General features: G+C 64.8%; 17 protein-coding genes and 1 tRNA gene. 8 read left to right on the forward strand and 10 right to left on the reverse strand.

Going from position 1 to position 21,087, the window contains the following annotated elements; translation table 11 throughout:
• Positions 1 to 257: 257 nt before the first annotated feature.
• Positions 258 to 1,616, reverse strand: coding sequence for a 3-phosphoshikimate 1-carboxyvinyltransferase (gene aroA, locus LB566_RS13620; RefSeq protein WP_224624762.1), 1,359 nt, complete (start codon positions 1,614 to 1,616; stop codon positions 258 to 260).
• 207 nt (positions 1,617 to 1,823) lie between these two features.
• Between aroA and LB566_RS13625 the strand changes: the two genes are divergently transcribed.
• From LB566_RS13625 to LB566_RS13635, 3 genes are all read left to right on the forward strand, one after another.
• Positions 1,824 to 2,213, forward strand: coding sequence for a TIGR02300 family protein (locus tag LB566_RS13625; protein WP_140497238.1), 390 nt, complete (start codon positions 1,824 to 1,826; stop codon positions 2,211 to 2,213).
• Positions 2,214 to 2,386: 173 nt separating this feature from the next.
• Positions 2,387 to 2,462, forward strand: a tRNA-Ala gene (locus LB566_RS13630).
• A 290-nt stretch (positions 2,463 to 2,752) separates the two neighbouring features.
• Complete coding sequence (locus LB566_RS13635; protein ID WP_140550304.1) at positions 2,753 to 3,238, forward strand: hypothetical protein; 486 nt, start codon at positions 2,753 to 2,755, stop codon at positions 3,236 to 3,238.
• On the opposite strand, the gene LB566_RS13640 is transcribed toward LB566_RS13635, so the two are convergent.
• From LB566_RS13640 to LB566_RS13660, 5 genes are all read right to left on the reverse strand, one after another.
• Complete coding sequence (locus LB566_RS13640; RefSeq protein ID WP_224624763.1) at positions 3,228 to 3,746, reverse strand: hypothetical protein; 519 nt, start codon at positions 3,744 to 3,746, stop codon at positions 3,228 to 3,230. The two genes, LB566_RS13635 and LB566_RS13640, sit on opposite strands and share 11 nt — an antisense overlap.
• Entirely contained in the window at positions 3,739 to 6,621 is a 2,883-nt protein-coding gene (locus tag LB566_RS13645; protein WP_224624764.1) for a sarcosine oxidase subunit alpha family protein, read from the reverse strand. The genes LB566_RS13640 and LB566_RS13645 overlap by 8 nt, the downstream gene beginning before the upstream one ends.
• Positions 6,618 to 6,884: a sarcosine oxidase subunit delta gene (locus LB566_RS13650; protein WP_224624765.1), complete on the reverse strand. Its 267-nt coding sequence runs from the start codon at positions 6,882 to 6,884 to the stop codon at positions 6,618 to 6,620. The genes LB566_RS13645 and LB566_RS13650 overlap by 4 nt, the downstream gene beginning before the upstream one ends.
• 34 nt (positions 6,885 to 6,918) lie before the next feature.
• Complete coding sequence (locus tag LB566_RS13655) at positions 6,919 to 8,172, reverse strand: sarcosine oxidase subunit beta family protein (protein ID WP_224624766.1); 1,254 nt, start codon at positions 8,170 to 8,172, stop codon at positions 6,919 to 6,921.
• 95 nt (positions 8,173 to 8,267) lie between these two features.
• Entirely contained in the window at positions 8,268 to 8,927 is a 660-nt protein-coding gene (locus LB566_RS13660; protein WP_224624767.1) for a TetR/AcrR family transcriptional regulator, read from the reverse strand.
• Positions 8,928 to 9,191: 264 nt separating this feature from the next.
• Here LB566_RS13660 and LB566_RS13665 point away from each other — a divergent pair, with 264 nt between their 5' ends.
• Both LB566_RS13665 and LB566_RS13670 read left to right on the forward strand, forming a co-directional pair.
• Positions 9,192 to 10,631 (forward strand): aldehyde dehydrogenase family protein, encoded by a 1,440-nt coding sequence (locus tag LB566_RS13665; protein ID WP_140550298.1) that lies wholly within the window; start codon positions 9,192 to 9,194, stop codon positions 10,629 to 10,631.
• A gap of 57 nt (positions 10,632 to 10,688) precedes the next feature.
• Positions 10,689 to 11,270 (forward strand): DUF1349 domain-containing protein, encoded by a 582-nt coding sequence (locus tag LB566_RS13670; RefSeq protein ID WP_140550297.1) that lies wholly within the window; start codon positions 10,689 to 10,691, stop codon positions 11,268 to 11,270.
• Between the two features lie 31 nt (positions 11,271 to 11,301).
• Here the strand turns inward: LB566_RS13670 and LB566_RS13675 are convergent, their stop codons facing one another.
• The 4 genes from LB566_RS13675 to LB566_RS13690 form a co-directional block, all read right to left on the reverse strand.
• Positions 11,302 to 12,831 (reverse strand): mercuric reductase, encoded by a 1,530-nt coding sequence (locus LB566_RS13675; protein ID WP_224624768.1) that lies wholly within the window; start codon positions 12,829 to 12,831, stop codon positions 11,302 to 11,304.
• On the reverse strand, positions 12,821 to 14,164 hold the full coding sequence (locus tag LB566_RS13680; RefSeq protein ID WP_224624769.1) for a glucoamylase family protein: 1,344 nt from the start codon (positions 14,162 to 14,164) through the stop codon (positions 12,821 to 12,823). The genes LB566_RS13675 and LB566_RS13680 overlap by 11 nt, the downstream gene beginning before the upstream one ends.
• A gap of 217 nt (positions 14,165 to 14,381) precedes the next feature.
• Positions 14,382 to 15,134, reverse strand: a complete 753-nt coding sequence (locus LB566_RS13685; RefSeq protein WP_140550294.1) for an SDR family NAD(P)-dependent oxidoreductase — start codon at positions 15,132 to 15,134, stop codon at positions 14,382 to 14,384.
• A gap of 195 nt (positions 15,135 to 15,329) precedes the next feature.
• The gene (locus LB566_RS13690) at positions 15,330 to 16,109 is read right to left on the reverse strand and encodes a helix-turn-helix transcriptional regulator (RefSeq protein WP_224624770.1); all 780 of its coding nucleotides are present in this window, start codon (positions 16,107 to 16,109) and stop codon (positions 15,330 to 15,332) included.
• Positions 16,110 to 16,196: 87 nt separating this feature from the next.
• On the opposite strand from LB566_RS13690, the gene LB566_RS13695 reads away from it, so the two are divergent.
• The 3 genes from LB566_RS13695 to LB566_RS13705 are packed head-to-tail and all read left to right on the forward strand — an operon-like array spanning position 16,197 to position 21,083.
• Positions 16,197 to 18,362 carry a hydantoinase/oxoprolinase family protein gene (locus LB566_RS13695; RefSeq protein ID WP_224624771.1) on the forward strand — a complete coding sequence of 722 codons (2,166 nt, stop codon included), beginning with the start codon at positions 16,197 to 16,199 and terminating at the stop codon, positions 18,360 to 18,362.
• A 13-nt stretch (positions 18,363 to 18,375) separates the two neighbouring features.
• Positions 18,376 to 20,571 carry a hydantoinase B/oxoprolinase family protein gene (locus tag LB566_RS13700; protein WP_224624772.1) on the forward strand — a complete coding sequence of 732 codons (2,196 nt, stop codon included), beginning with the start codon at positions 18,376 to 18,378 and terminating at the stop codon, positions 20,569 to 20,571.
• Between the two features lie 5 nt (positions 20,572 to 20,576).
• Positions 20,577 to 21,083 carry an acetone carboxylase subunit gamma gene (locus tag LB566_RS13705; RefSeq protein ID WP_224624773.1) on the forward strand — a complete coding sequence of 169 codons (507 nt, stop codon included), beginning with the start codon at positions 20,577 to 20,579 and terminating at the stop codon, positions 21,081 to 21,083.
• Positions 21,084 to 21,087: the final 4 nt, after the last annotated feature.

Raw genomic sequence — 21,087 nt, forward strand, 5'->3', positions numbered from 1 at the left:
TTGGCCACTCGCCGCGATTGAAAGGTGCGAAGAATACGGCGAATGCCGCGTTCCTTCGCGCCCACCTCTGTCCTGCCGGACATCTCCCCCACGAGGGGGGAGATCAGTCGTCGTCGCGGCTTTCGCCAATCGCCGAAGGCGCAGGATTGAGCAGAGCGTCGAAGCTGCCAATCTCCCCCCAAGTGGGGGAGATGTCCGGCAGGACAGAGGGGGGCGCTGTCCCGCCAACGTGCCAAGGCTATTGGTTGCCACGACCGTCACTCTATTTCCGCGCCCAGCCCCGTCATCAGGCCCATAAACTCCGGGAAACTTGTCGCGATCATGTTGGCGTCGTCGATGGTCACCGGCTTCTCCGTCGCCAGCCCCATCACGAGAAAACTCATGGCGATGCGGTGGTCGAGATGGGTCTGCACGGTCGTGTCCGGGCCATTGGGATGGCCGCCGAGGCCCTTGCCGCCGGGCTTTCCGCGCACCGCGAGCGATGCCTCACCCTCTGTGCAGTCGACGCCATTAAGCTTCAGTCCATTGGCGACCGCCGACAGTCGGTCGGATTCCTTTACCCTGAGTTCCTCCAGCCCCTGCATCAGCGTCTCGCCCTCGGCGAAGCTGGCGGCAACCGCCAGCACCGGATACTCGTCGATCATCGACGGCGCCCGCTCGGGCGGCACGGTGACGCCCTTGAGTTCGGAATAACGCACGCGCAGGTCCGCGACGTCCTCACCGCCGGCGTTACGCGGGTTCAAGATCTCGATCTGGCCGCCCATCTCCTGCAAAGTCAAAAGCAACCCCGTGCGGGTCGGGTTCATCAGCACGTTTTCGATCACGATGTCGGACCCCGGCACGATCAGCGCCGCCACCAGCGGGAAGCCGGCCGAGGATGGGTCGCCCGGCACCGCGATCGTCTGGCCGGTGAGCTTGCCCTGGCCCTCGATGAAGATATGGCGCACGCCGCGCTCGTCGGTCTCGACCGACAAATTGGCGCCAAATCCCTTCAGCATCTTTTCGGTGTGGTCGCGCGTCATGACAGGCTCGATGACGGTGGTGATGCCCGGCGTGTTGAGGCCGGCGAGCAGCACCGCCGACTTCACCTGCGCGGACGCCATCGGCACGCGATAGGTGATGGGGGCGGCATGTTTTGGCCCATGCAGCGTGATCGGCATGCGGTCGCCGGGCGTTGCCTTCAGCACCTGCACGCCCATCTGGCGCAGCGGCTCCAGCACGCGGCCCATCGGCCGGCCTGACAGCGAAGCATCGCCGATGAAGGTCGTTTCCATGTCATAGGTCCCGACCAGGCCCATGGTCAGCCGCGAGCCGGTACCGGCATTGCCGAAGTCGAGCGGCCCTTCCGGCTGCAGCAGCGCGCCGTTGCCGGTGCCGCGGATCACCCATTCGTCGCCGCGCTTCTCGATATGCGCGCCCATCGCCTTCATCGCGGCACCCGTGCGCATCACGTCCTCACCTTCGAGCAGGCCGGTGATGCGGGTCTCGCCGGAGGCGAGCCCGCCGAACATGAAGGATCGGTGCGAGATCGACTTGTCGCCCGGCACGCGCGCCGTACCGGAAAGCGCTTGACATTTGCGGGCGGTGGCCGGCTTGGAAGCGGCGGCGTGAGACATGGAATTTCCCTGGACGGAATGCCGGCGGGCCGGCGCTTTTCATTTGTTGCGGCGGTCTCGTATCACGGTGGGCCGAAATGGTCATCCCCCATGGTCATCACTTGACGCGAGGCCTTTCAACACATGGTTTTGTGACGCCGGCTTTTGGCTTTGACAGCGCTGCAAACAGTGGTTAAGGGGACCACTCTTTTATCGACGAGGCTTGCCGTGGCAAAAACCGAACTTGGCACAAAGCGTATCGACCCTGAAACGGGTCGAAAATTCTACGACCTGAACAAGGACCCGATCGTCTCGCCCTATACCGGCAAGACCTATCCGCGTTCCTATTTCGAGGAAGGCAAGATCGCCGCCCTCGAGGAGGAAGAGGAAGTGGCCGAGAAGGAAGTGGACGCCGAGGACGAGGAGGGCGTAGAAGTCGTCTCGCTCGAAGAGGCCGACGAAGACGTCAAGGGCGACGATCTGCCCGATCTCGGCGACGATGAGGATGATGTCGACCTGGGTGACGACGAGGACGATACGTTCCTCGCCGACGAAGAGGAAGAAGACGACGATGTCGCCGACATGATCGGCGTCGGCGACGACGACGACGAGGTCTGACAAGGCCGGGAACGCAAGCGTTTGCCGGCTTTCGCAGCTTGTGAAGAAAAAGCCGCTGATGAAGGCTTGATATTGACGAAGGGCGGGGTTAGAAGCCGCCTGCACTAACGGCGCGGTCTCCAACCCGCGCCGGATCTCTTCGCCGGAAACGGCGCCGGTTGACTGCCGGAAGTGGGGCCATAGCTCAGTTGGGAGAGCGCTTGAATGGCATTCAAGAGGTCGTCGGTTCGATTCCGATTGGCTCCACCAAACAGTCACTTCTCAAATTTCCAGGGTTGTGAAACCGGATTTTAGCTTCGAACATCGCTGCGCGCGGTAGCCTGAAGCGCGCCGCTCAAGTGGTCGATCGGGTCGATTTCGTTCTGGCCGCCCGCTCCAGGGGCAGCGTCGCCGCCGAATGGATGGCAAGTGAGGATGAGCCGGCAGCGCGGCGCGGTGCTGGGCTGCCGATTTCGCCGCCGTCGGGCGCGCCGGTGCTTACGCAAAATGCGGCCATTGACTAAAACGGTTCCTATTGATTCGCTTTGAACGGGACCGTCATGAGCAAAGCCCTCACGTCCTTCGCCCTGGTCGCGGTGCTGGCCGCGCTGCTCATGGCCTTGAGCCTGGTGGTGGCCAGGCATGGCTACCCCTACGGTGCGATCGGCGTCAGGCGCCTCGACGGCATTGCCGATGCCGGGATGTTCATACCACTCGCCGCCGTCTATTTCTTCAGCGCGCTGCTGATGATGATCCTGCCGATCAGAGCCGCCAGCATCGTGCTCACCCATGCAGCCGATGCCATCTTCTGGACCGTGATCGTGCTCCTTGCCTCCATCGTAGGCTGTCTCGTCGCCAGATGGGCATTCGGCCAGCGCGACGCCCTATGGGCGCTGCTGAACTGGCGTTTCCTGTTTGCGGCGGCCATTGTCGGTTGCCACTTCGTCATGAACGAGCTTCGCCGCAACGTGCTCTTGCGCAGTCTGTTTTTCGTCGTCTTCGCGGCGGCCACGCTGGCCTGCCTGTTCTGGTCGTTCACGCTTTGAAAGCCGTTTCCATCCACGTCCAGAGATAGGATGCCAGGCCGCGATCGACATGGATGCGCAGTCGGTCCCGGTGGCGGTAGACGATGGCACTGACGCCGGCGAAGGAAAGTGCCGCACTGGCGCTTTCCTGCTTTGGGTCAAGCGTTGATCCGCGCGCGATGAAAGCGTCGATCGCCGAGCCTTTGACCTCGAACACATGAAGTCCGGCGCTGATCGTCGTCACCGCGAAACCTTCCGCGTGCCAGCCCGCGGCGATGGCGAGCGGTGTGCTCGACACGACGAGCAGGCGGTCGCGCGCCAGCCGTGCCGCATAGCGGTCACCTTGCGCGCAGCCGAAGGCGCCCACGCCGTTGCCGTCCATGCCGGATATTCGCGCCCAGGCGTCGAGGTTGCCGCTGACCAGCAGTTGGTGGAGACCCGGGATCGTGCGCGCTTCGAGACCCGGTGCACCGATGGTTGCCGACTGCCAGTCCGGCGCTGCCGGCCATTTTTGGGCGAGATCACGCATTGAGCCGGTCTCCTGCCGGGTCGAAGGCGCAAGGCGCCGCGATCGTCGCCGTCATCGCCTTGCCGAGATGCTGGATTTCGATCGTTTCGCCGTGGCGGGCCGCGCCGCGCTCGATCAGGCCGAGCGCAACCGGCCGGCCAAGCGCGGGGCTCCGGTAGCTCGAGGTGACAAAGCCCTGGCTGCGCAGCTTGCCGCCACTGCGCTTGATGCCATGCGCGCCGGTCGGCAGCGGCGCTTCGCCGGACGGGACCGTCAGCCCAACCAACTGCATGCGGTCGTCGCGCGAAGCCTCCTCGGTGAGCAGCGAGCGGCGGCCGACGAATTCGGTCTGGCGCTTTGCCCGCGGGCCCCCGACGCCAAGGTCGTGCGGCAGCGTGGTGCCGTCGGTGTCCTTGCCGATCACGATGAACCCTTTCTCGGCGCGCAGGATCATCAGCGCCTCGAGGCCGATAACAACCGCATCGAACGCCTGCCCGGCGTCGCGCAGGCGCGCCCACAGAGGCTCGGCGCGATCGGCGCGGATGGAGATCTCGTAGCTTCTGTCGCCGGTGAAGCTGACGCGGGCGATGCGCACCTCGTCGCCGTCATAGCTGCCCTGGCCGACCGCCATGTGCGGCAGCTCGCCATCGTCGAGCGAAAGGCCGAGATCAATCGTCTCGAGAAGTTTCCGGGCGTTCGGTCCCGAAACGGTCAGGGTCGCCATTTCCGCGGTGGCGTTGTGGATGTAGACGGCGCCGCGTCCAAACCGGTCCTGGCGCCACTCCTCGAGCCGCGCATGCACGGCGGCCACGTGCGAGGACGAGCACGACACGACGAAGCGATGCTTGTCCAGGCGCACCAGCACGCCGTCGTCGAGGACCACGCCGTTCTCGGACAGCATGAAACCGTAGCGGCAGCGGCCCGGCTTCAGCGTCGACATGGTATTGTAATAGACGAAATCGACGAACTCGGCCGCCTTGGGCCCGATCACCTCGATCTTGCCGAGCGTCGAGCCGTCGAACAACGCGACGGACTGGCGGGCGCGGCGGGCCTCCTCCTGGATCGAGCGATCCGCATCGGCGCCGCCGCCGTAATGGGCCGGGCGCAGCCAGCCGCCATACTCCTGGAATACGGCGCCGCCGGCGCGATGCACGCTCTCCAGCGGCAGCCGCCGCACCGGCGCCATCAGTTCGCCGCCGCGCGCGCCGGCGAAGCTTGCCAGCGGCACCGGCGTGAACGGCGGACGATAGGTTGTGGTGCCGACTTCCGGCACCGTGCGGCCGGTGATCCCGGCCATCAACGCCAGGCCCGGCAGGTTGGAAGTCTTGCCCTGGTCGGTCGCCATGCCGAGCGTCGTGTAGCGCTTCAGATGTTCGACCGAGACGAAATTTTCGCGCGCCGCCAGCTCTATGTCCTTCACCGTCACGTCGTTCTGGTAATCGATCCAGATGCGTCCCTTCGAACCGGGCGTGGGCCATGCCGCTGTTATGCCGCCGGTCGCCTCGGTTCCGCTGCTGCGCGGCACTGCGGCCTTCGTCGGACCGAGCGACGCGACGGCTTTCTGCGAGCCGGCGAATACCTCCGACAACGAGACCGCGCCTGCGGCAGCTCCGGCCACCGCCATGCCCTCTACCGGATCGCCCGGCAGGAAGGCCGCGCGCGCCTCGCTCCAGGCGAGCTTGCCCTTGGCCTGGCCGAAGAGATGGATGGTCGGCGTCCAGCCGCCCGACACCAGCACGCAATCGGCGTCGAGCCTGGTGCCGTCGTCCAGCGTCACACCCTGGACGCGCAGCTTGCCGGCTGCGGCGGTGAGCGCACGCCCCTCGAGCATCCGCACCTTGCCGAGCGCAGCGGGCATGCCGTCGCGCCTGCTGTCGACAAGCGTCACGTCGGCGCCGGCCTCGGCGGCCGCCTCCGCCACTTCATAGGCGCTGTCATTGTTGGTGGCGACGACGATGCGGCGGCCGGCCAGCACCGCATGGCGCCTGAGATAGCTGAGTGCCGCGTCCGCCGAGAGAATGCTCGGCAGGTCGTTGTTGGCGAATGGCAGGGGCCGCTCGATGGCGCCCGTCGCCAGCACGATCCGGCGCGGCCTGATCCGCCACAGCGTGTCCGGCCGGCCGTCGAAATGGCGTTGGTTGAGCCCGACCAGATTGTGGTCGTAGATGCCGAAGGCGGTGGTCGAAGGCAGGACCAGGTGACCGCCGGCGGAAAGCTCCGCAACGGTCTCTTCGACCCAGACGGCCGCCGGCTTGCCGTCGATCTCGCCGGCGCGGTGGCCAAGCGAGCCGCCGGGCTTTTGCTGGTCGTCGACCAGCATGACGGACTGGCCGGCGCCGGCCGCCAGCCTTGCCGCTGCCAGCCCGGCCGGTCCAGCGCCGATCACCAGCACGTCGCAATGATGGTTGATCTGGTCTGCCGGGCCGGGCGACGTCCAGTCCTTGTCTACCCGACCCAGTCCCGCCATGGCGCGAATGCGTGGCTCGAACATGTGCCAGTCCGGCCACATGAAGGTCTTGTAGTAGAAGGCGGCCGGAATGAAGCGGGAAAAGCGATCGAGGAAGGCGTTGCGGTCGGCCAGCGCATTGGGTGTCGCGTTGACGCTTTTGGCCACCAGCCCGTCGCGCGCCGGCTCGGTCGTCGCGCGTGTGTTCGGCGTGGCCCGCGGACCGCCAATATCCACCAGCGCGTTCGGCTCCTCCACGCCCGCGCCCCAGATGCCGCGCGGCCGGTGGTATTTGAAGCTGCGGCCGACGACCGCGACATCGGCGGCCAGCAGCGCGGAGGCGATGGTGTCGCCGGCGAATCCCTGCACGGCGGCGCCGTCGAAGCTGAAGCGGATCGGGTGCGAGCGGTCGATGGCGCTGCCGCCCGTGCTACGGCGCGAGGCGGTCACGCCGCGCGCTCCCCGCCCAGGGCAGCCGAAGACAGCACCTTGTGGGTGACCGTGTCGCGTTCCATGACGAAGAACTCGCTGCAGTTCATATGCACCCATATCTCGCGCGCCGCGCCTTTTGGGTTGGAGCGCAGATAGAGATAGTTGGCCCAGTGCTCGATCGGCACCTCGGCGCCATCAGGCCTGACATTGCCGGCATCGCCGCCATAGTGGAACTCGGTCTCGTCGCGCGGGCCGCAGAACGGGCAAGGGAAAAGCTGCATGATCGCCTAGTCCTGGTCTTTGTCTTTGTGCATGTCAGTGCGCGATGCCGGAGCCGGCCGCTTCGTCGATCAGCCGCCCGCTGGCGAAGCGGTCGAGATCGAAGGGGCGGCTGATGTCGTTATGCCTGCCCGTTGCCAGCAGGTTTGCCAGCAGCGTGCCGCCGGCGGGGATCGCCTTGAAGCCGCCCGTGCCCCAGCCGCAATTGAGGAACAGATTGGGCAGCGGCGATTCACCGATGATCGGCGAGGAGTCCGGCACGACGTCGACGATCCCGGCCCACTGCCGCATCAGCTTCAGCTGGCCGAAGATCGGGAACATTTCCAACAGCCCCGCGATCACTCCCTCCAGCGTCGGCAAATTGCCGCGCTGGGCATAGGAAGGAACGCGGTCGAGCCCGCCGCCGATGACGATCTCGCCCTTGTCGGACTGGCTGACATAGACGCCCGTGCCGGGGGACAGCACCACCGTGTCGAGGATCGGCTTGACCGGTTCGGTTACGCAGGCCTGCAGCGCATAGGAATTGATCGGCAGCCGGAAGCCGGCCCTGGCCGCCAGCACCGAGGAATGTCCTGCCACGGCCATGCCGATACGGTCGGCGCGGATGGCGCCACGCGTCGTCTGGACGCCGCGGCAGCGGCCGCCCTCGACGATGAAGTCGGTGATTTCGCAGTTCTGGATGATGTCGACGCCGCGCCGGCTCGCCGCCCGCGCGTAACCCCAGGCGACCGCGTCGTGGCGCGCCGTGCCGGCGCGGCCTTGCCAGATGCCGCCGAACACGGGAAAGCGCGCACTGTCTGTGAAATTGTAGATCGGCGCCACCCGGCGCACATCCTGGGGCGAAAACAGCTCCGCATCGATGCCGTTGATCTGCATGGCATTGACGGTGCGTGCCGCGATCTCCATTTCGGCGGTCGAGTGGCACAGGCTGACCATGCCGCGCTGCGACAGCATGACGTTGTAGTTGAGATCTTTCGACAGCCCTTCATAGAGCCGGTGCGCCAGCCCATAGATCTCGACACTCTGCGGATAATAGTAGTTGGAGCGCACCACGGTCGTGTTGCGGCCGGTGTTGCCGCCGCCGATCCAGCCTTTTTCCAAAACCGCTACTCTGGCGATGCCGTGATTCTTTGCCAGGTAATAGGCCGTCGCCAGCCCGTGGCCGCCGCCGCCGATGACGATCGCGTCGTAGGACGCCTTCGGCTCGGGCGAGCGCCAGGCCGGCTGCCAGCCGGTCTGGCCGGCGAGGCCTTCCCTCAAAAGCGACAAAGCGGAATAGCGTCTGGTCATGGCGTGCCGGAAGAGGTTGGTTCAATGGATTGAGGCGTAACGCCATTGTACATTTATGTCTAGTTCGTGCCGTGATGTGAAAGCGGCGGCTGTTGCTAGCGGCTGCGCGAAAGCGTTTCCTCGACATAGCGCGAAAATTCCTCGACATCCTGCGCCGTGGGCTCCTGGCCGGTGAAGCTGCGCAGATAGGACGCGACGTGCGGCAAGCGGCTGCTCATCGGTTCGTTGAGCTCGAGCGAGTAGTAGCCGATCTGCATGAAGTAGAGCACGCGGGCGCGCACGAAGGCGTCTTCCTCGTCATAGCCGTGGCGCCTGAACATGTCGCGGATGGCGTCGACGCGCTCCTCGTCGGCCTCGTCGAGAGCCCGCCTGATGGCGGGCGAACGCCGGGCCCACGCCCTGATCGCGAAATCCAGCTGCGGATCGAACAGCTTCTCGTCCACCCAGCACTCGAAGATGCTCATCACCCCGCGGATAACGGTCGCGGAAGGCCGCGCTGCGCGTTCGACGATGAACCTTGTATTGGTCTGCCGCCAATAATCCAGCAATTGGTCGAGCAGGTCCTGGCGGCTCTTGAAGTACCAATAGAAGCTGGAACGCGACACATCGAGCTTCTGGCCGAGCGTCTGTACACGGACGCGTTCGACGCCGTCCGAAATCAGCGTTTCAAGCGCAAGCTTGAGCCAGTCTTCCCGGGTGACCTTGATGTTGCCGGTGGCGCCGGCGCGCTGGGTTGTCGTGTCGGTGGCTTCCATCGACACGACGCATGACACGCCGCCCCGGGCAAATCAAGACTATGGACATATGTGTATAGACCCGTTCGCGTTGATTGGAACGATGTGTCGCCAAAGCTGTTGGGTCGAGGGCGATGCGGCGCGGGCAGCATGTCGCGCGGGGCCGCGAAGCGAGAAACTTTGTCGCGGTCGCCCACGCAGAGCGCGCTTTCCCGCAGCGCAATTGTCTGGCAAATACAAATCAGCAGATGCCGCCTCGCGGCGAACCAGCAGGAAAGACACGACATGGCACCGCTTCGACAGAACCTCATCGACGGCGAGTGGGTCGGCGATGCCGGCTCCCGCAACATCAACCCGTCCGATACCGGCGACATCGTCGGCGAATACGCTTCCGCGGGTGTCGAACAGGCGGGACAGGCGATCGCCGCGGCCAAGGCGGCGTTTCCCGCCTGGTCGCGCTCGGGTCTGCTGGCCCGCCACGCGGTGCTGAAAAAGACGTCGGACGAGATCCTGGCGCGCAAGGACGAGATCGGCCGCAACCTGGCGCGCGAGGAAGGCAAGACGCTGGCCGAAGGCATTGGCGAGACCATTCGCGCCGCCCAGATCTTCGATTTCTTCGCCGGTGAGACACTGCGCCTCTCGGGCGAAGTCGTGCCAAGCGTGCGGCCGGGCGTCGGTGTCGAGATCACGCGCGAAGCGGTCGGCGTCGTCGGCATCATCACGCCGTGGAACTTCCCGATCGCCATTCCCGCCTGGAAGATCGCTCCGGCGCTTGCCCATGGCAACACCATCGTCTTCAAGCCGGCGGACCTCGTTCCTGAGAGCGCCTGGACCATCGTCGACATATTGCACCGCGCCGGCCTGCCCAAGGGCGTGCTCAACCTCGTCATGGGCAAGGGCTCGGTGGTCGGCCAGGCGATGCTGGACAGCCCGGACATCAACGCCATCACCTTCACCGGCTCGGTCGGCACGGGAAAACGCGTCGCCGCGGCGAGCGTCGAGCACATGCGCAAATTCCAGCTCGAAATGGGCGGCAAGAATCCGCTGGTGGTGCTCGACGATGCCGATCTCGCTACATCAGTCGATTGCGCGATCAACGGCGCTTTCTTCTCGACCGGCCAGCGCTGCACTGCTTCGTCCCGGCTCATCGTCACGGACGGCATTCATGACCGTTTCGTCGAAGCGCTCAAGGAACGGATGGACAAACTGGTCATCGGCGATGCGCTCGACGCGCAGACCCAGATCGGTCCCGTCGTCGATGCGACGCAGCTCAAGCAGGACGAAGACTATATCGCCATCGGCGTCAGGGAAGGCGCGACGCTCGCCTTCGGCGGCGAGCGGCTCGACCGCAAGACGCCGGGCTTCTTCCTGCGGCCGGCGCTGCTGACCGATGCCACCAACGCCATGCGCAGCTCGCGAGAGGAGATTTTCGGGCCTGTCGCCAGCGTCATCCGCGTCAAGGACTATGATGAGGCGCTCGCCGTCGCCAACGATACGCCATTCGGGCTGACGTCCGGCATCTGCACGTCGAGCCTCAAGCACGCCACGCATTTCAAGCGCAATTCGGAGGCCGGCATGGTGATGGTCAACCTGCCGACGGCGGGTGTCGATTTCCACGTTCCTTTCGGCGGCCGCAAAGGGTCGAGCTACGGTCCGCGCGAACAGGGCCGTTATGCCATGGAATTCTACACCACCGTGAAGACCGCCTACACATTCGCAGGCTGATCGGGGCGCCGGCCGACCGGGCCGGCGAAGCCTTCGCATGCATCAAGAGACGAGGCGATGACAGTTCAAGACGAGGATCTGACCTGGCTCAATCCGCCGCCGCATCATTCCGTCGATGGCGATGCGGTTCATGTGCGCACCGGCAAGGAGACGGACTTCTGGCGCGAGACCTTTTATGATTTCTGGCGCGACAACGGCCATTTCCTCTACAAGCGGGTGGAAGGCGATTTCACCGCGGAAGTCACCGTCAACGGGCGCTATGAGGTGCTCTACGACCAGGCGGGGCTGATGCTCCGCCTCAGCGAAACGCATTGGATCAAGGCCGGCATCGAATATACCGACGGCGTGATGTATTTCTCGGTCGTCGTCACCAACGATGCCTCGGACTGGTCGTTGGCCACGATTCCGGCCGGGCCGGATGGCGTTGCGATCCGGTTGACCCGCCACGCCGAGACCATCCGCGTCCAGTATCTGGATGTCTCCGACGGTCATTGGAAGCCGGTGCGGCTCGCCTACTTCCCGGTCTCGAAGGCGGTCGATGTCGGCATGATGTGCTGTTCGCCGCAGCGCGAGGGCTTCGAGGTCACGTTCACCGGCTTTTCGGTCGGCCCGCCGATTTCGCGGGACCTGCACGGCTGAAGCCCGCGCCAACGCCGACAGGACGCAAGCGTCATCGCCTGGACCACGCCAGCCACCGTGCCGCCAGATGCTTCCAGAAAGGGGTGAACCGCGTTCGCCTGTAAGCGTCGCCGGCCATCTTGATGCCTTGCGCCTGTGTCGGGAAGGGATGGATGACGTCGGCCAGCGCGTGCAATCCCATGCCCGACCTGATGGCGAGCGACACCGCATTGATCATCTCGCCGGCATGGGCGGCGACCACCGTCGCGCCGAGGATGCGGTCTGATCCCTCCCTGACATGGATTTTGACGAAACCCTCTTCCTCGCCGTCCATCACCGCGCGGGCGACATCGTGCATCAGCACCGTATAGGTCTTGACCGGAATGCCGTCGCGGCGCGCCTCCACCGGATAGAGGCCGACATGGGCGATTTCCGGATCGGTGTAGGTGCACCACGGAACGACCAATTCGCTCAGCCTTTTGCGCCCGAGAAACAGGGCGTTCTGCACCACCATGCGGGCTGTTGCCTCGGCGGTATGCGTGAATTTATAGTCGAGGCAGACATCGCCCGCCGCATAGATGCGCGGGTTTGAGGTCCTGAGATAATCGTCCACCTTGATGCCTTTGGCGTCGTGGGCCACCCCCGCCTCGTCGAGGCCAAGACCGTCGACATTGGGCGAGCGGCCTATGCCGGTGATGATCTCGTCGACGGAAATGGTCGTCGTGTCGCCGTCCCGCATCAGGTCGGCGAGCTTCTTGTCGCCGTCCCTGCGCACCGCCACCACTTCGGTGTTCAGGCGGACCTCGACCCCCTCGCGTGCCAGTGCCTCCGAAAGGATCTGCGCGGCGTCGCGTTCCTCGCCGGGCAGGAACATCGGCTCGCTCTGCGCCAGGATGACCTTCGCGCCGAGCAGGCAGAAGGCCTGCGCCGTCTCGCAGCCAAGCGGCCCGCCGCCGATGACCAGGAGCCGCTTCGGGCAGTCGACAAGGTCGAACATCGTCTCGTTGCTGAGATAGCCGGTTTCGACCAGGCCGGGAATGGACGGAAACTCCGGTCTCGCGCCTGTCGCGATCAGCGCCTTGCGGAAGCGCAGCGTCGTTCCCGCGACGGTGACGCAATCGCGTCCGTCGAACCGGGCCTCGCCGAAATAAACGTCGATGCCTAGTGCGGCGAGGGCCTCCGCGCTGTCGGCATGGCTTATCCGTTGCCGGATGCGCCGCATCCTGGTCATCGCGCGCTGGAAATCGACGCGGAGATGGTCCGGCGTATCGGCGCCGAAATTTTCGGCATCGCGCATGTCGGCATAGAGCCTGGATGTGCGGATGATCGACTTGGACGGGATGCAGCCGGTGTTGATGCAGGTGCCGCCGATCAACCCGCGTTCGATCAGCGCCACTTTCGCGCCGAGGCTTGCCGCCTCGCTCGCCGCGGTCAGGCCGGCCGGCCCGGCGCCGACGACGACGAGATTGTATTGTCCGCTGGGCGGCGGGTTTCGCCAATGCGGCGGATGGGCGCCCCTGACCAGCTCGACATCATTGTGGTCGGCAGGAAAACCGGCAGCTTTCGTCCTTTCAAGCGACATCGCGGCCACCCGGGCTTGCCGGCTGCGACAGCCATCCGCCTGTGAACCCCGCCTTGTCCAGGCCGCGGCGGATGTACTGGTTAGAACGCATCAGCTCCCAGACCAGGCGCGAGCGGTGGTTCTCGATCATCATCACCACGATGCCCTGGTCGAGGCCGAAATGGCCTTCCGACACCCAGCCGTCGCGGCCGAATTTTCGCCGGTTGGCCAGCGTCGGATTGAAGCCGCTCGGCAACCGGAAATTGTCGATCACCTGGGGATAGCGGTCCGCGAGATGGCGCAGCGCCGCCATGCAGATGTCGGGCGCAAAAGGCAGCGACGCCGGATAGGACCACGGCGCGATCGTGCCGTCGTCCGGCCCGAAGGGCGCACCGCGCGCGACGTAGCCGGAAAACCGGCGCCGCCGCCGTTGTATGCTGCTGCGAAAGCCGCCGGGTCCGTCCCCGGCCGAAAGCCCCCAGAGGTTCTCTCCGTAGCCGTCATAGCCATAGGGGTTGTGCCGGGCATAGTCGCGGTGCAGGTAGGTCGAGCGGCGGCTGTTTTCGAAATAGTCCGAATTCTTCTCGCGCATGAAAGCGTCGCGGATGCCGGCGAAATCGATCCAGGCGTGTGAGAACTGGTGCATGAACAACGGACCGCCATAAAGCACGTCGTAGCCGTAGATGTTTTCCCACTGATAGGTCGCCGTCCAGCCCTCGTAGCTGTCGTCGGACGTCGGGCAGTCGGGCGAGGCCATCGACAGGACATAGAGGATCGTCGCTTCATTGTAGCCTTCCCAGCCATAGTGGAGAAAGCCGCTCTTCGGTTTCCAGCCCTGTCGCAAGGTCGCACTGCTGCCTTGCGCCCATCGCCAGTCGACGCGCCGGTAGAGCGCCTCGGCCAGTCGGCGGATTTCGGCTTCCTCGTCATTGTCGCCGCGGAAATAGGCGCCTGCCACGAGAATGCCGGCCATCAGCAATGCCGTATCCACCATCGACAATTCGCAGCGCCAGACCCGAAGTCCGGTGCGCATGTCGAGGAAATGATAATAAAAACCCTTGTGGCCGGTGACGTCAGCGCCACTGCCTTGCGTGCTGGTCCAGAAGAAGCGCAGAGCCGCGAGCGTCAGCTTCACCGCCGCTTCCCGCGCCATCCAGCCGCGCTCGACCCCGATCGGATAGCAGGAGAGCGCAAAGCCGACAACCGCGATGCTGGCCGGTGAATTCGGCCGCGACGTGTCGGCGACCAGCCCGTTTTCGAGGTTCACGTTTTCCAGGAAATAGTCGAAGGCCGCGCGCTGGAAACGATCCAGAAGGTCGTCGTCCGACAGGATGGCAGGCTCGACTTTAAGCAAAAGCGGCAACCTCCAGCCTGGTCGTCGCGATTGCTGGGGAACGGTGCAGGAATTGCGCGCGGGCCGGACTGTCACGCCTTGTCATGTCTCGCCCTCGTTGTTGCCGTTGCCGATTCGGGCCTCGGCCATTGTACGCTTGTCCAGCTCCGTTGGTTGCTTCCTCACGCGCAATTGTAGTTGCTTGCCGCCGGTCGGTCGGGCGGCGCGCCGCGCTGCATCAGTAGGTGGCGCGGCCGCCGGAGGCGTCGAAGACGGCGGCCGTCGTGAACGAGCATTCCTCCGAGGCGATCCAGCAAATCAGCGCCGCCACCTCGTCGACCTCGCCAAAGCGCGCCATCGGTATCTTGGACAGCATGAAGTCGATATGCTCCTGGCTCATCTGCTTGAAGATCGCCGTGCGCACTGCCGCCGGCGTGACGCAGTTCACGGTTATCCCGGTCCTGGCCAGTTCCTTGCCGAGCGATTTGGTCAGGCCGATCACCGCGGCCTTGGATGTGCTGTAGGCGGAAGCGTTGGGATTGCCTTCCTTGCCGGCGATCGAAGCGATGTTGACGATGCGGCCGTAGTTGCGCCCCAGCATGTGCGGGACGAGCGCCTTGTTGCAGTAGAAGACGCCGTTGATGTTGATGTCGATGACCAGGCGCCAGTCCTCCACCGAATAGTCCCAGGCGGTCATGTTGGGACCGGTGATGGCCGCGCTGGTGATCAGGATGTCGACCCCGCCAAGCGCCTCGATCGTCGACCGCGCCGCCCGATCCACCGCCGCCGGGTCGGCGACGTCGACGGTCTGGCCATGCAGTGTCGGGATCAAGGCCCTGGCCGCTTCGATCTGGGCGGGGTCGCGGTCCCAAACCGCAACGCGCCCGCCTTCCTCGACCAGCCTCTGTGCGACGGCGAGGCCGATGCCGGATGCGCCGCCCGTAATCACGGCCGAGCGTCCGGCAAACCGTTCCGCGAAAGTCGTCGGCATCTCGTTTCCCCTGTCGTGGCGCAAATCGGCTCCGCACGGCGCAACCATGTTCTGCGGTGACTGTGAGGTCGCCGCCGGCCAAGTTCAAGCCGGCATGCAACTCGATCGTCTGGGCCAATCCCCTAGGCGCGTTACGCCGGGTTCCCCTCGAGCTGCCTGCCCAGCGCTCGCACCATCGCCACCAGCGGCGGATCGCTATTTGTCCGACCCATACAGGAAGAACTGCAGGAACAATTCCCGCTCGGTGGTGATGTCGAGCTTCTCATAGATGCGCCGGCGATGGTTCTTGACCGTGCCGACGGTGATGCGGAGCCGCTCGGCAATGTTGGCGGTCGGATGGCCGGCCAGGATCAATTGCACGAGCTCCCTTTCCCTGACCGACAGTTCCGGCCACAGGCTCGCCGGGATCGTGGGCTGCTGGCGCGCCGGGGCGCCGGGGCTGGAGGGCGCCGAGCTGCGCGAGAAGTCGCTTCCGCGCGTCTTGATGTCGAGCGCGTGCAGCGCCTCGAACACCGGCAGCCGCTCGGCCAGCAGGGCGATCTCGCCGTCCTTGAACGCGGTGGTCGAACGATCGAGGAAAATGCCGAGGCACCAGTCGCCGCCATCGGCCAGCATGATGCCGACTTCATCGCAGATCTCCGATTGCGCGAGGAAGCCGGCTATGTACTGGCCGCGCTTGGCCTCGTCGTCGGCCAGCCGCTTGAGCGGCATGATCCCCAGCCGGCGCTCGCGCCGCCAGGAAGCGTAGAAGGGGTCGAACACGTAATAATTATCAAGGTAGCGCCGCACCATCTCGTCGGAGAAGCGCCGGTGCTTGACGAATTGCGGCGTCTGCGTGGCCGAGTAGCGCGTCACCGTCACCAGGTCATGCGCGATGTCGGCGCCGATCAGGTCGATCAGGCAGTCGACATGCCTGTCGGTGCCGGTGGCGGCGATCGCCATGGCGAGCGGCGCCCAGATGTTGCCCATGCGCATGCCCCTTTTTCGGCGACGAGCTCCCACCCGTCATTGTGCCTTTAGGCATATGGCGCGATCCGGTCCCGCGAATCTAGCCTGTGGTCAATGCTCGGCAAGGGGAGGCGACCCGTGGACCAGATCTCTACCAATCCCATCGTCATCGGCATCGATGCCGGCGGCACCATGACCGACACCATCCTTGTCGATCAGGACGGCCGCTTCAAGATCGGCAAGTCGGCGACGACGCCGAAGAACGAGGCCGAGGGGTTCCTCGCCTCGGCCGAGGACGCGGCGGACGCCTGGGGCATCTCGCTCGAGGCGCTGTTCTCGGGCGTCAATGTGGTGCTCTATTCCGGCACCGGCATGCTCAACACGCTGCTGTCGCGCACCGGCAGGAAACTCGGCCTGATCACCACCAAGGGCCTCGAGGACATGATCCTGATGGGTCGCGGCCTGCAGGCCTGGGCCGACTATTCCTATGCCGACCGGCTGCACGCGGTGACGCATCATCACCCCGATCCGCTGGTGCCGCGCCGCCGCACCCACGGCGTCACGGAGCGCATCGACCAGTTCGGCGACATCATACTGCCGCTCTATGAGCATGAGGTCCGTGCCGCGGCGAAAAAGCTGATCGCCGACAAAGTCGAGGCGGTCTGCATCATGACGATCTTCTCTCATGTCAATCCCGTGCATGAGAAGCGCATCGCCGAGATCTGCCGCGAGGAGATCGCTGCTGCCGGGGCCGACATCCTCGTCTACAGCAGCCACGAGGTTCGCCCGGTCATCCGCGAGCAGTCGCGGCTGAACTCGGTGCTGATCGAGGCCTACGCCACCTCGCGCGGCCGCAAGCAACTCAAGGGGATCGAGGACGTCTCGAAGAAATACGGCTTCAGATACGGCGTCCAGACGCTGCTCTCCTTCGGCGGCCTCACCTCGATCAACCATCCGCGCCTGCACGAGACCATGATCTCCGGCCCGATCGGCGGCATTCTGGGCGCGGCTTATGTCGGCAAGCTGATCGGCAACGACTCGCTGATCTGCTCGGATATGGGCGGCACCTCCTTCGACATGGGCGTCATCACGCGCGGCCAGACGCGGATCGAGAACGAGCCGCTGATGGACCGCTTCAAGCTGAATGTGCCGACGCTGCATCTCGATACGATCGGCGCCGGCGCCGGCATGATCCTCAAGGTCGATCCGCTGACGAAAAAAGTCTCGCTCGGGCCGGAAAGCGCCGGTGCCGATCCCGGCCCGATCTGCTTCGCGAGGGGCGGCACCGAGCCGACCATCGCCGATTGCGACGCCATCCTTGGCCGGCTGAACCCGCATTATTTCCTCGGCGGCAAGGTCGTGCTGCAGGTCGAGAAGGCGCGCAAGGCCTTCGAGGAGAAGTGCTCCAGCCTGCTCGGCGTCGGCGTGGAGGAAGCCGCCGAAGGCATGATCGACATGCTGGAGGCAGACGCCAACAACGCGCTGCGCCGCGTCATCTCCGGCCAGGGCATCCACCCTTCCGAGTTCACATTGCTTTCCTACGGCGGCTCGGGGCCGCTGCATCTGGCCGGCTGCTCCAGGGGCATCGGCTTCAAGGATATCATCACCTTCCAGTTCGCAGCCGCCTTCTCCGCCTTCGGCTGCACCACGGCGGATTTCATGCGCCGCCATTCGGTGTCGACGCAGATCGACATCGGCGCCCGCGCAAGCGACGACGAGCTGGTCGCCTTCGGCAGCAAGGTCACCGCCGTCTGGAACGACCTGACCAAGGCCGCTGTCGACGAAATGGTCGCCGACGGCCATGCGCTCGGCAAAATCAAGACGGTGCCGTTCCTGATGATGCGCTACACCGGCCAGCTCGAGGATGTCGAGGTGATGGCGCCGCTCTCGGCGGTTCATTCGGCCGACGAGATGCGCAAGGTCATCGACGAGTTCGAAGCGGTCTACGCCAAGGTCAACCATCGCGTCTCGCGCTATGGCGAAGCCGGCTTCTCGATCACCGAGCTCGGCCTCATCGCCACCGCCGACAAGGTCAAGCCCGTGCTGCTCAAGCGGCCGCTCGGCCCCTCAAGCCCCGCATCTGCGCACAAGGGCGTGCGCGAGGCCTATATTGGCGGCCGCTGGCACAAGGCCGATCTCTATGAGATGGATCTCCTGCTGCCCGGGCATGAGGTGACCGGCCCGGCCATCATCGAACACCCCGCCACCACGCTCGTCGTCCATCCGCAGGACCGTGTCTTCGTCGACGAATGGACGCTGCTCCACTACTCCCATGCTTGAGAGGGCGAACGCCATGCTGGACAAACCCGCCTCCGCCCTGCGTCTGCGCGAGCGGCTGATCGAATCCGAACGGCTCATGGACGAGACCGGCTGCTATGACGGCATTACCGATCTCGAACTGCGCAACCAGGACCCGCTGAAATTCGAGACGCTGCACACCAAGCTGCGCGCCTACTGCGTCTCGGCGCGCGAGATGGCGCGTCGCATCTCGGCTTCGCCCGGCGTGCGCGAGGTCGGCGAGATGGTCGTCGCCATCTACACGCCCGAAGGCGACGCCATCGCGCTCTCCAACGGCATCATGGTGCATGTGCACACGATGAGCCGCTTTATCAAATGGATGATCAGACAAGGCTACGAGGAAAATCCCCGCATCGTCGACGGCGACATCTTCGCCAACAACGACGCCTTCATCGGCACCGTGCAGGTGCCCGACGTGATGGACGTGGTGCCTATCTTCCACTCGGGCAAACTCGTCGGCTGGGCGGGCGCGGTCTGCCACGAACTCGAGGCCGGCGGCATCACGCCGGGCGGCGACGTGGCGCTGGCACAGGAGCGCTTCACCGAAGGCCTGTTCGTCTGCGCCGAAAAAGTCGGCCAGAACGACGAGCTGCGGCGCGACTACGTGATCCGCTGCGAGCGCAATCTGCGCATGCCCATCTACTGGGTGCTGGACGAGAAGGCCAAGGTCGCCTCCTGCATCGACATGCGCGAAAGCGTCAAGGCGCTGATCGACGAGATCGGCCTCGACTACTGGATGAAGGTGTCTAAGGAATTCATCGAGGAGGGCCGCCGCGCGCAGCTCGCCCGCACGCGACAACTGACCGTTCCCGGCATCTATCGGGGGCATACTTTTTACGGTCATGTCACCAGGGGCAAGCCGGGCTACCAGCCGCTCGGCGATCCCGACTGGCTCTACAACATTCCGATCGAAATGGAGATCACCACAGGCGGCAAGATCGTCATGGATTTCGAGGGCACGCAGCCCTGGGGCTACCATTCCATGAACTGCACGCCGGCCGGCATGGATGGCGGCATGTTCGTGACGCTGACCCAGCACATGAATTTCGAAGGCCTGGTCAATGACGGCGCCTGGATGGCGACGGAGCTGAAGTTGCCGCATGGCACCTGGACCAATCCCGACAACGAGATGGTGGCCACCGCCACGTCCTGGGCGCTGCTCCTGCCGGCCTATGGCGTCTTCCAGCGGCTCTTGTCGCGCTCGTTCATCGCCCGCGGCTTCGTCGAGGAGGCCTTCGTCGGCCAGGTCAACAGCCCGATGATCGAGATGGGCGGCACCAGCCAGTACGGCACGCTGTTCGGCATGGCGCATTTCGAATGCGCGGCCGCCGGTTCCGGCGCGCTTGCCATCAAGGACGGGCTGGACACCGCCTATGTCGGCTGGAACCCTGAATCCGACATGGGCAACATCGAGATCTGGGAACAGAACATGCCGATGGTCTATATCGGCCGCTCGATCGTTGCCAATTCCGGCGGCGCCGGCAAATATCGCGGCGGCTGCGCCTTCCTGTCGACCTGGCTGGTTTCGAAGACCGATCATCTCCGTCTGGTCACCTCGGAACATTCCTCGCGCGTCTTCGACAATGGCGGGCTTTGCGGCGGCTATCCGGCGCCGACCTGCCAGAAACACCGCGCGGTGCGCGACAGCAACATCTTCGAGCTTGCGCAGAAGGGTGCGCCGCTGGCGCACCATACCGGCACCAATCCTTATCGTTCTGAACTCGAGGTCCGGCTCGAAGGCCAGCACGTGACGATGGAAGGGCCCTATATCACCGCGCCCCACAAGACCGGCGACGTGTTCACACATTCCTACAATGGCGGCGGCGGCTATGGCGACGTGCTGGAGCGCGATCCGGTCAAGACGGCATCGGACGTCGAGAACGGCTATCTCACCAGGGAAGCCGCCGAAAATGTCTTCGGTATCGTGCTTGACGAGGACGAGGACGGCTATCCCGTCGCCGATCTCGAAACCACCAAGCGCCACCGCGCCGAGATGCGGTCGCGCCGGCTTGTCCGGGCCAGGCCGGTCTCGGAGTGGATGGCCAAGGAGCGCGAGCGGGTGAAGGCGGCCGATTTCGCGCCCGAGGTGAAGAAGATGTATGCCAGCGCCTTCAAGCTTTCGCCGCGCTTCGCCAGCGATTTTTCTAACTTCTGGGATGTCGACGCCAAATCGACCTTCGGCGTGGAGTAGGGATCATGACCTCGTACAGCAAGGAAGTCATCGCCGATCTGGTCGCGGGCACGCTGCCCTGGCCGCAGACGCGCCGCGTCATGAGCGCCTACAAGGACGACGATCGCTTCTTCAAATATGTTTCGGTTTTGCAGGACCGAGTCGGCTGGAGCGATCCGATACTGCTCCCTGTTGGCGACCACCTCTTCATCTGCCAGAGCGGCGACGAGCGGGTAACCCGTTGCGAATGCGGCCATTCCTTCGGCGACTACCGAAAGAACTGGAAGCTGAAGGCTTCGATCATCGTGCGCGACACAGAGGAGGCGCTGCGCGAGATCTATCCCAACAGCGACCTGCCGGATCCCGAATGGATGGAAATCCGCGAGTTCATCTGCCCGCAATGCGGCACGCTGCACGAGGTCGAGGCAGCGGCGCCGGGTTATCCCATCGTCCATGATTTCGAACCCGACCTGGAAGGTTTCTACCGCGACTGGCTGGGCAAGCCGCTGGAGCCGATGGACAAGGAAAGCTGATGGC

This window comes from Mesorhizobium sp. CA13, from assembly GCF_020165235.1.
Classification (GTDB): domain Bacteria; phylum Pseudomonadota; class Alphaproteobacteria; order Rhizobiales; family Rhizobiaceae; genus Mesorhizobium.

Coding starts and splice junctions, on each gene's coding strand:
- aroA (WP_224624762.1), bottom strand. CDS start 1,616: ATGTCTCACGCCGCCGCTTCCAAGCCGGCCACCGCCCGCAAATGTCAA.
- LB566_RS13635 (WP_140550304.1), top strand. CDS start 2,753: ATGAGCAAAGCCCTCACGTCCTTCGCCCTGGTCGCGGTGCTGGCCGCG.
- LB566_RS13640 (WP_224624763.1), bottom strand. CDS start 3,746: ATGCGTGATCTCGCCCAAAAATGGCCGGCAGCGCCGGACTGGCAGTCG.
- LB566_RS13650 (WP_224624765.1), bottom strand. CDS start 6,884: ATGCAGCTTTTCCCTTGCCCGTTCTGCGGCCCGCGCGACGAGACCGAG.
- LB566_RS13655 (WP_224624766.1), bottom strand. CDS start 8,172: ATGACCAGACGCTATTCCGCTTTGTCGCTTTTGAGGGAAGGCCTCGCC.
- LB566_RS13660 (WP_224624767.1), bottom strand. CDS start 8,927: ATGGAAGCCACCGACACGACAACCCAGCGCGCCGGCGCCACCGGCAAC.
- LB566_RS13665 (WP_140550298.1), top strand. CDS start 9,192: ATGGCACCGCTTCGACAGAACCTCATCGACGGCGAGTGGGTCGGCGAT.
- LB566_RS13670 (WP_140550297.1), top strand. CDS start 10,689: ATGACAGTTCAAGACGAGGATCTGACCTGGCTCAATCCGCCGCCGCAT.
- LB566_RS13675 (WP_224624768.1), bottom strand. CDS start 12,831: ATGTCGCTTGAAAGGACGAAAGCTGCCGGTTTTCCTGCCGACCACAAT.
- LB566_RS13685 (WP_140550294.1), bottom strand. CDS start 15,134: ATGCCGACGACTTTCGCGGAACGGTTTGCCGGACGCTCGGCCGTGATT.
- LB566_RS13690 (WP_224624770.1), bottom strand. CDS start 16,109: ATGCGCATGGGCAACATCTGGGCGCCGCTCGCCATGGCGATCGCCGCC.
- LB566_RS13695 (WP_224624771.1), top strand. CDS start 16,197: ATGCTCGGCAAGGGGAGGCGACCCGTGGACCAGATCTCTACCAATCCC.
- LB566_RS13700 (WP_224624772.1), top strand. CDS start 18,376: ATGCTGGACAAACCCGCCTCCGCCCTGCGTCTGCGCGAGCGGCTGATC.
- LB566_RS13705 (WP_224624773.1), top strand. CDS start 20,577: ATGACCTCGTACAGCAAGGAAGTCATCGCCGATCTGGTCGCGGGCACG.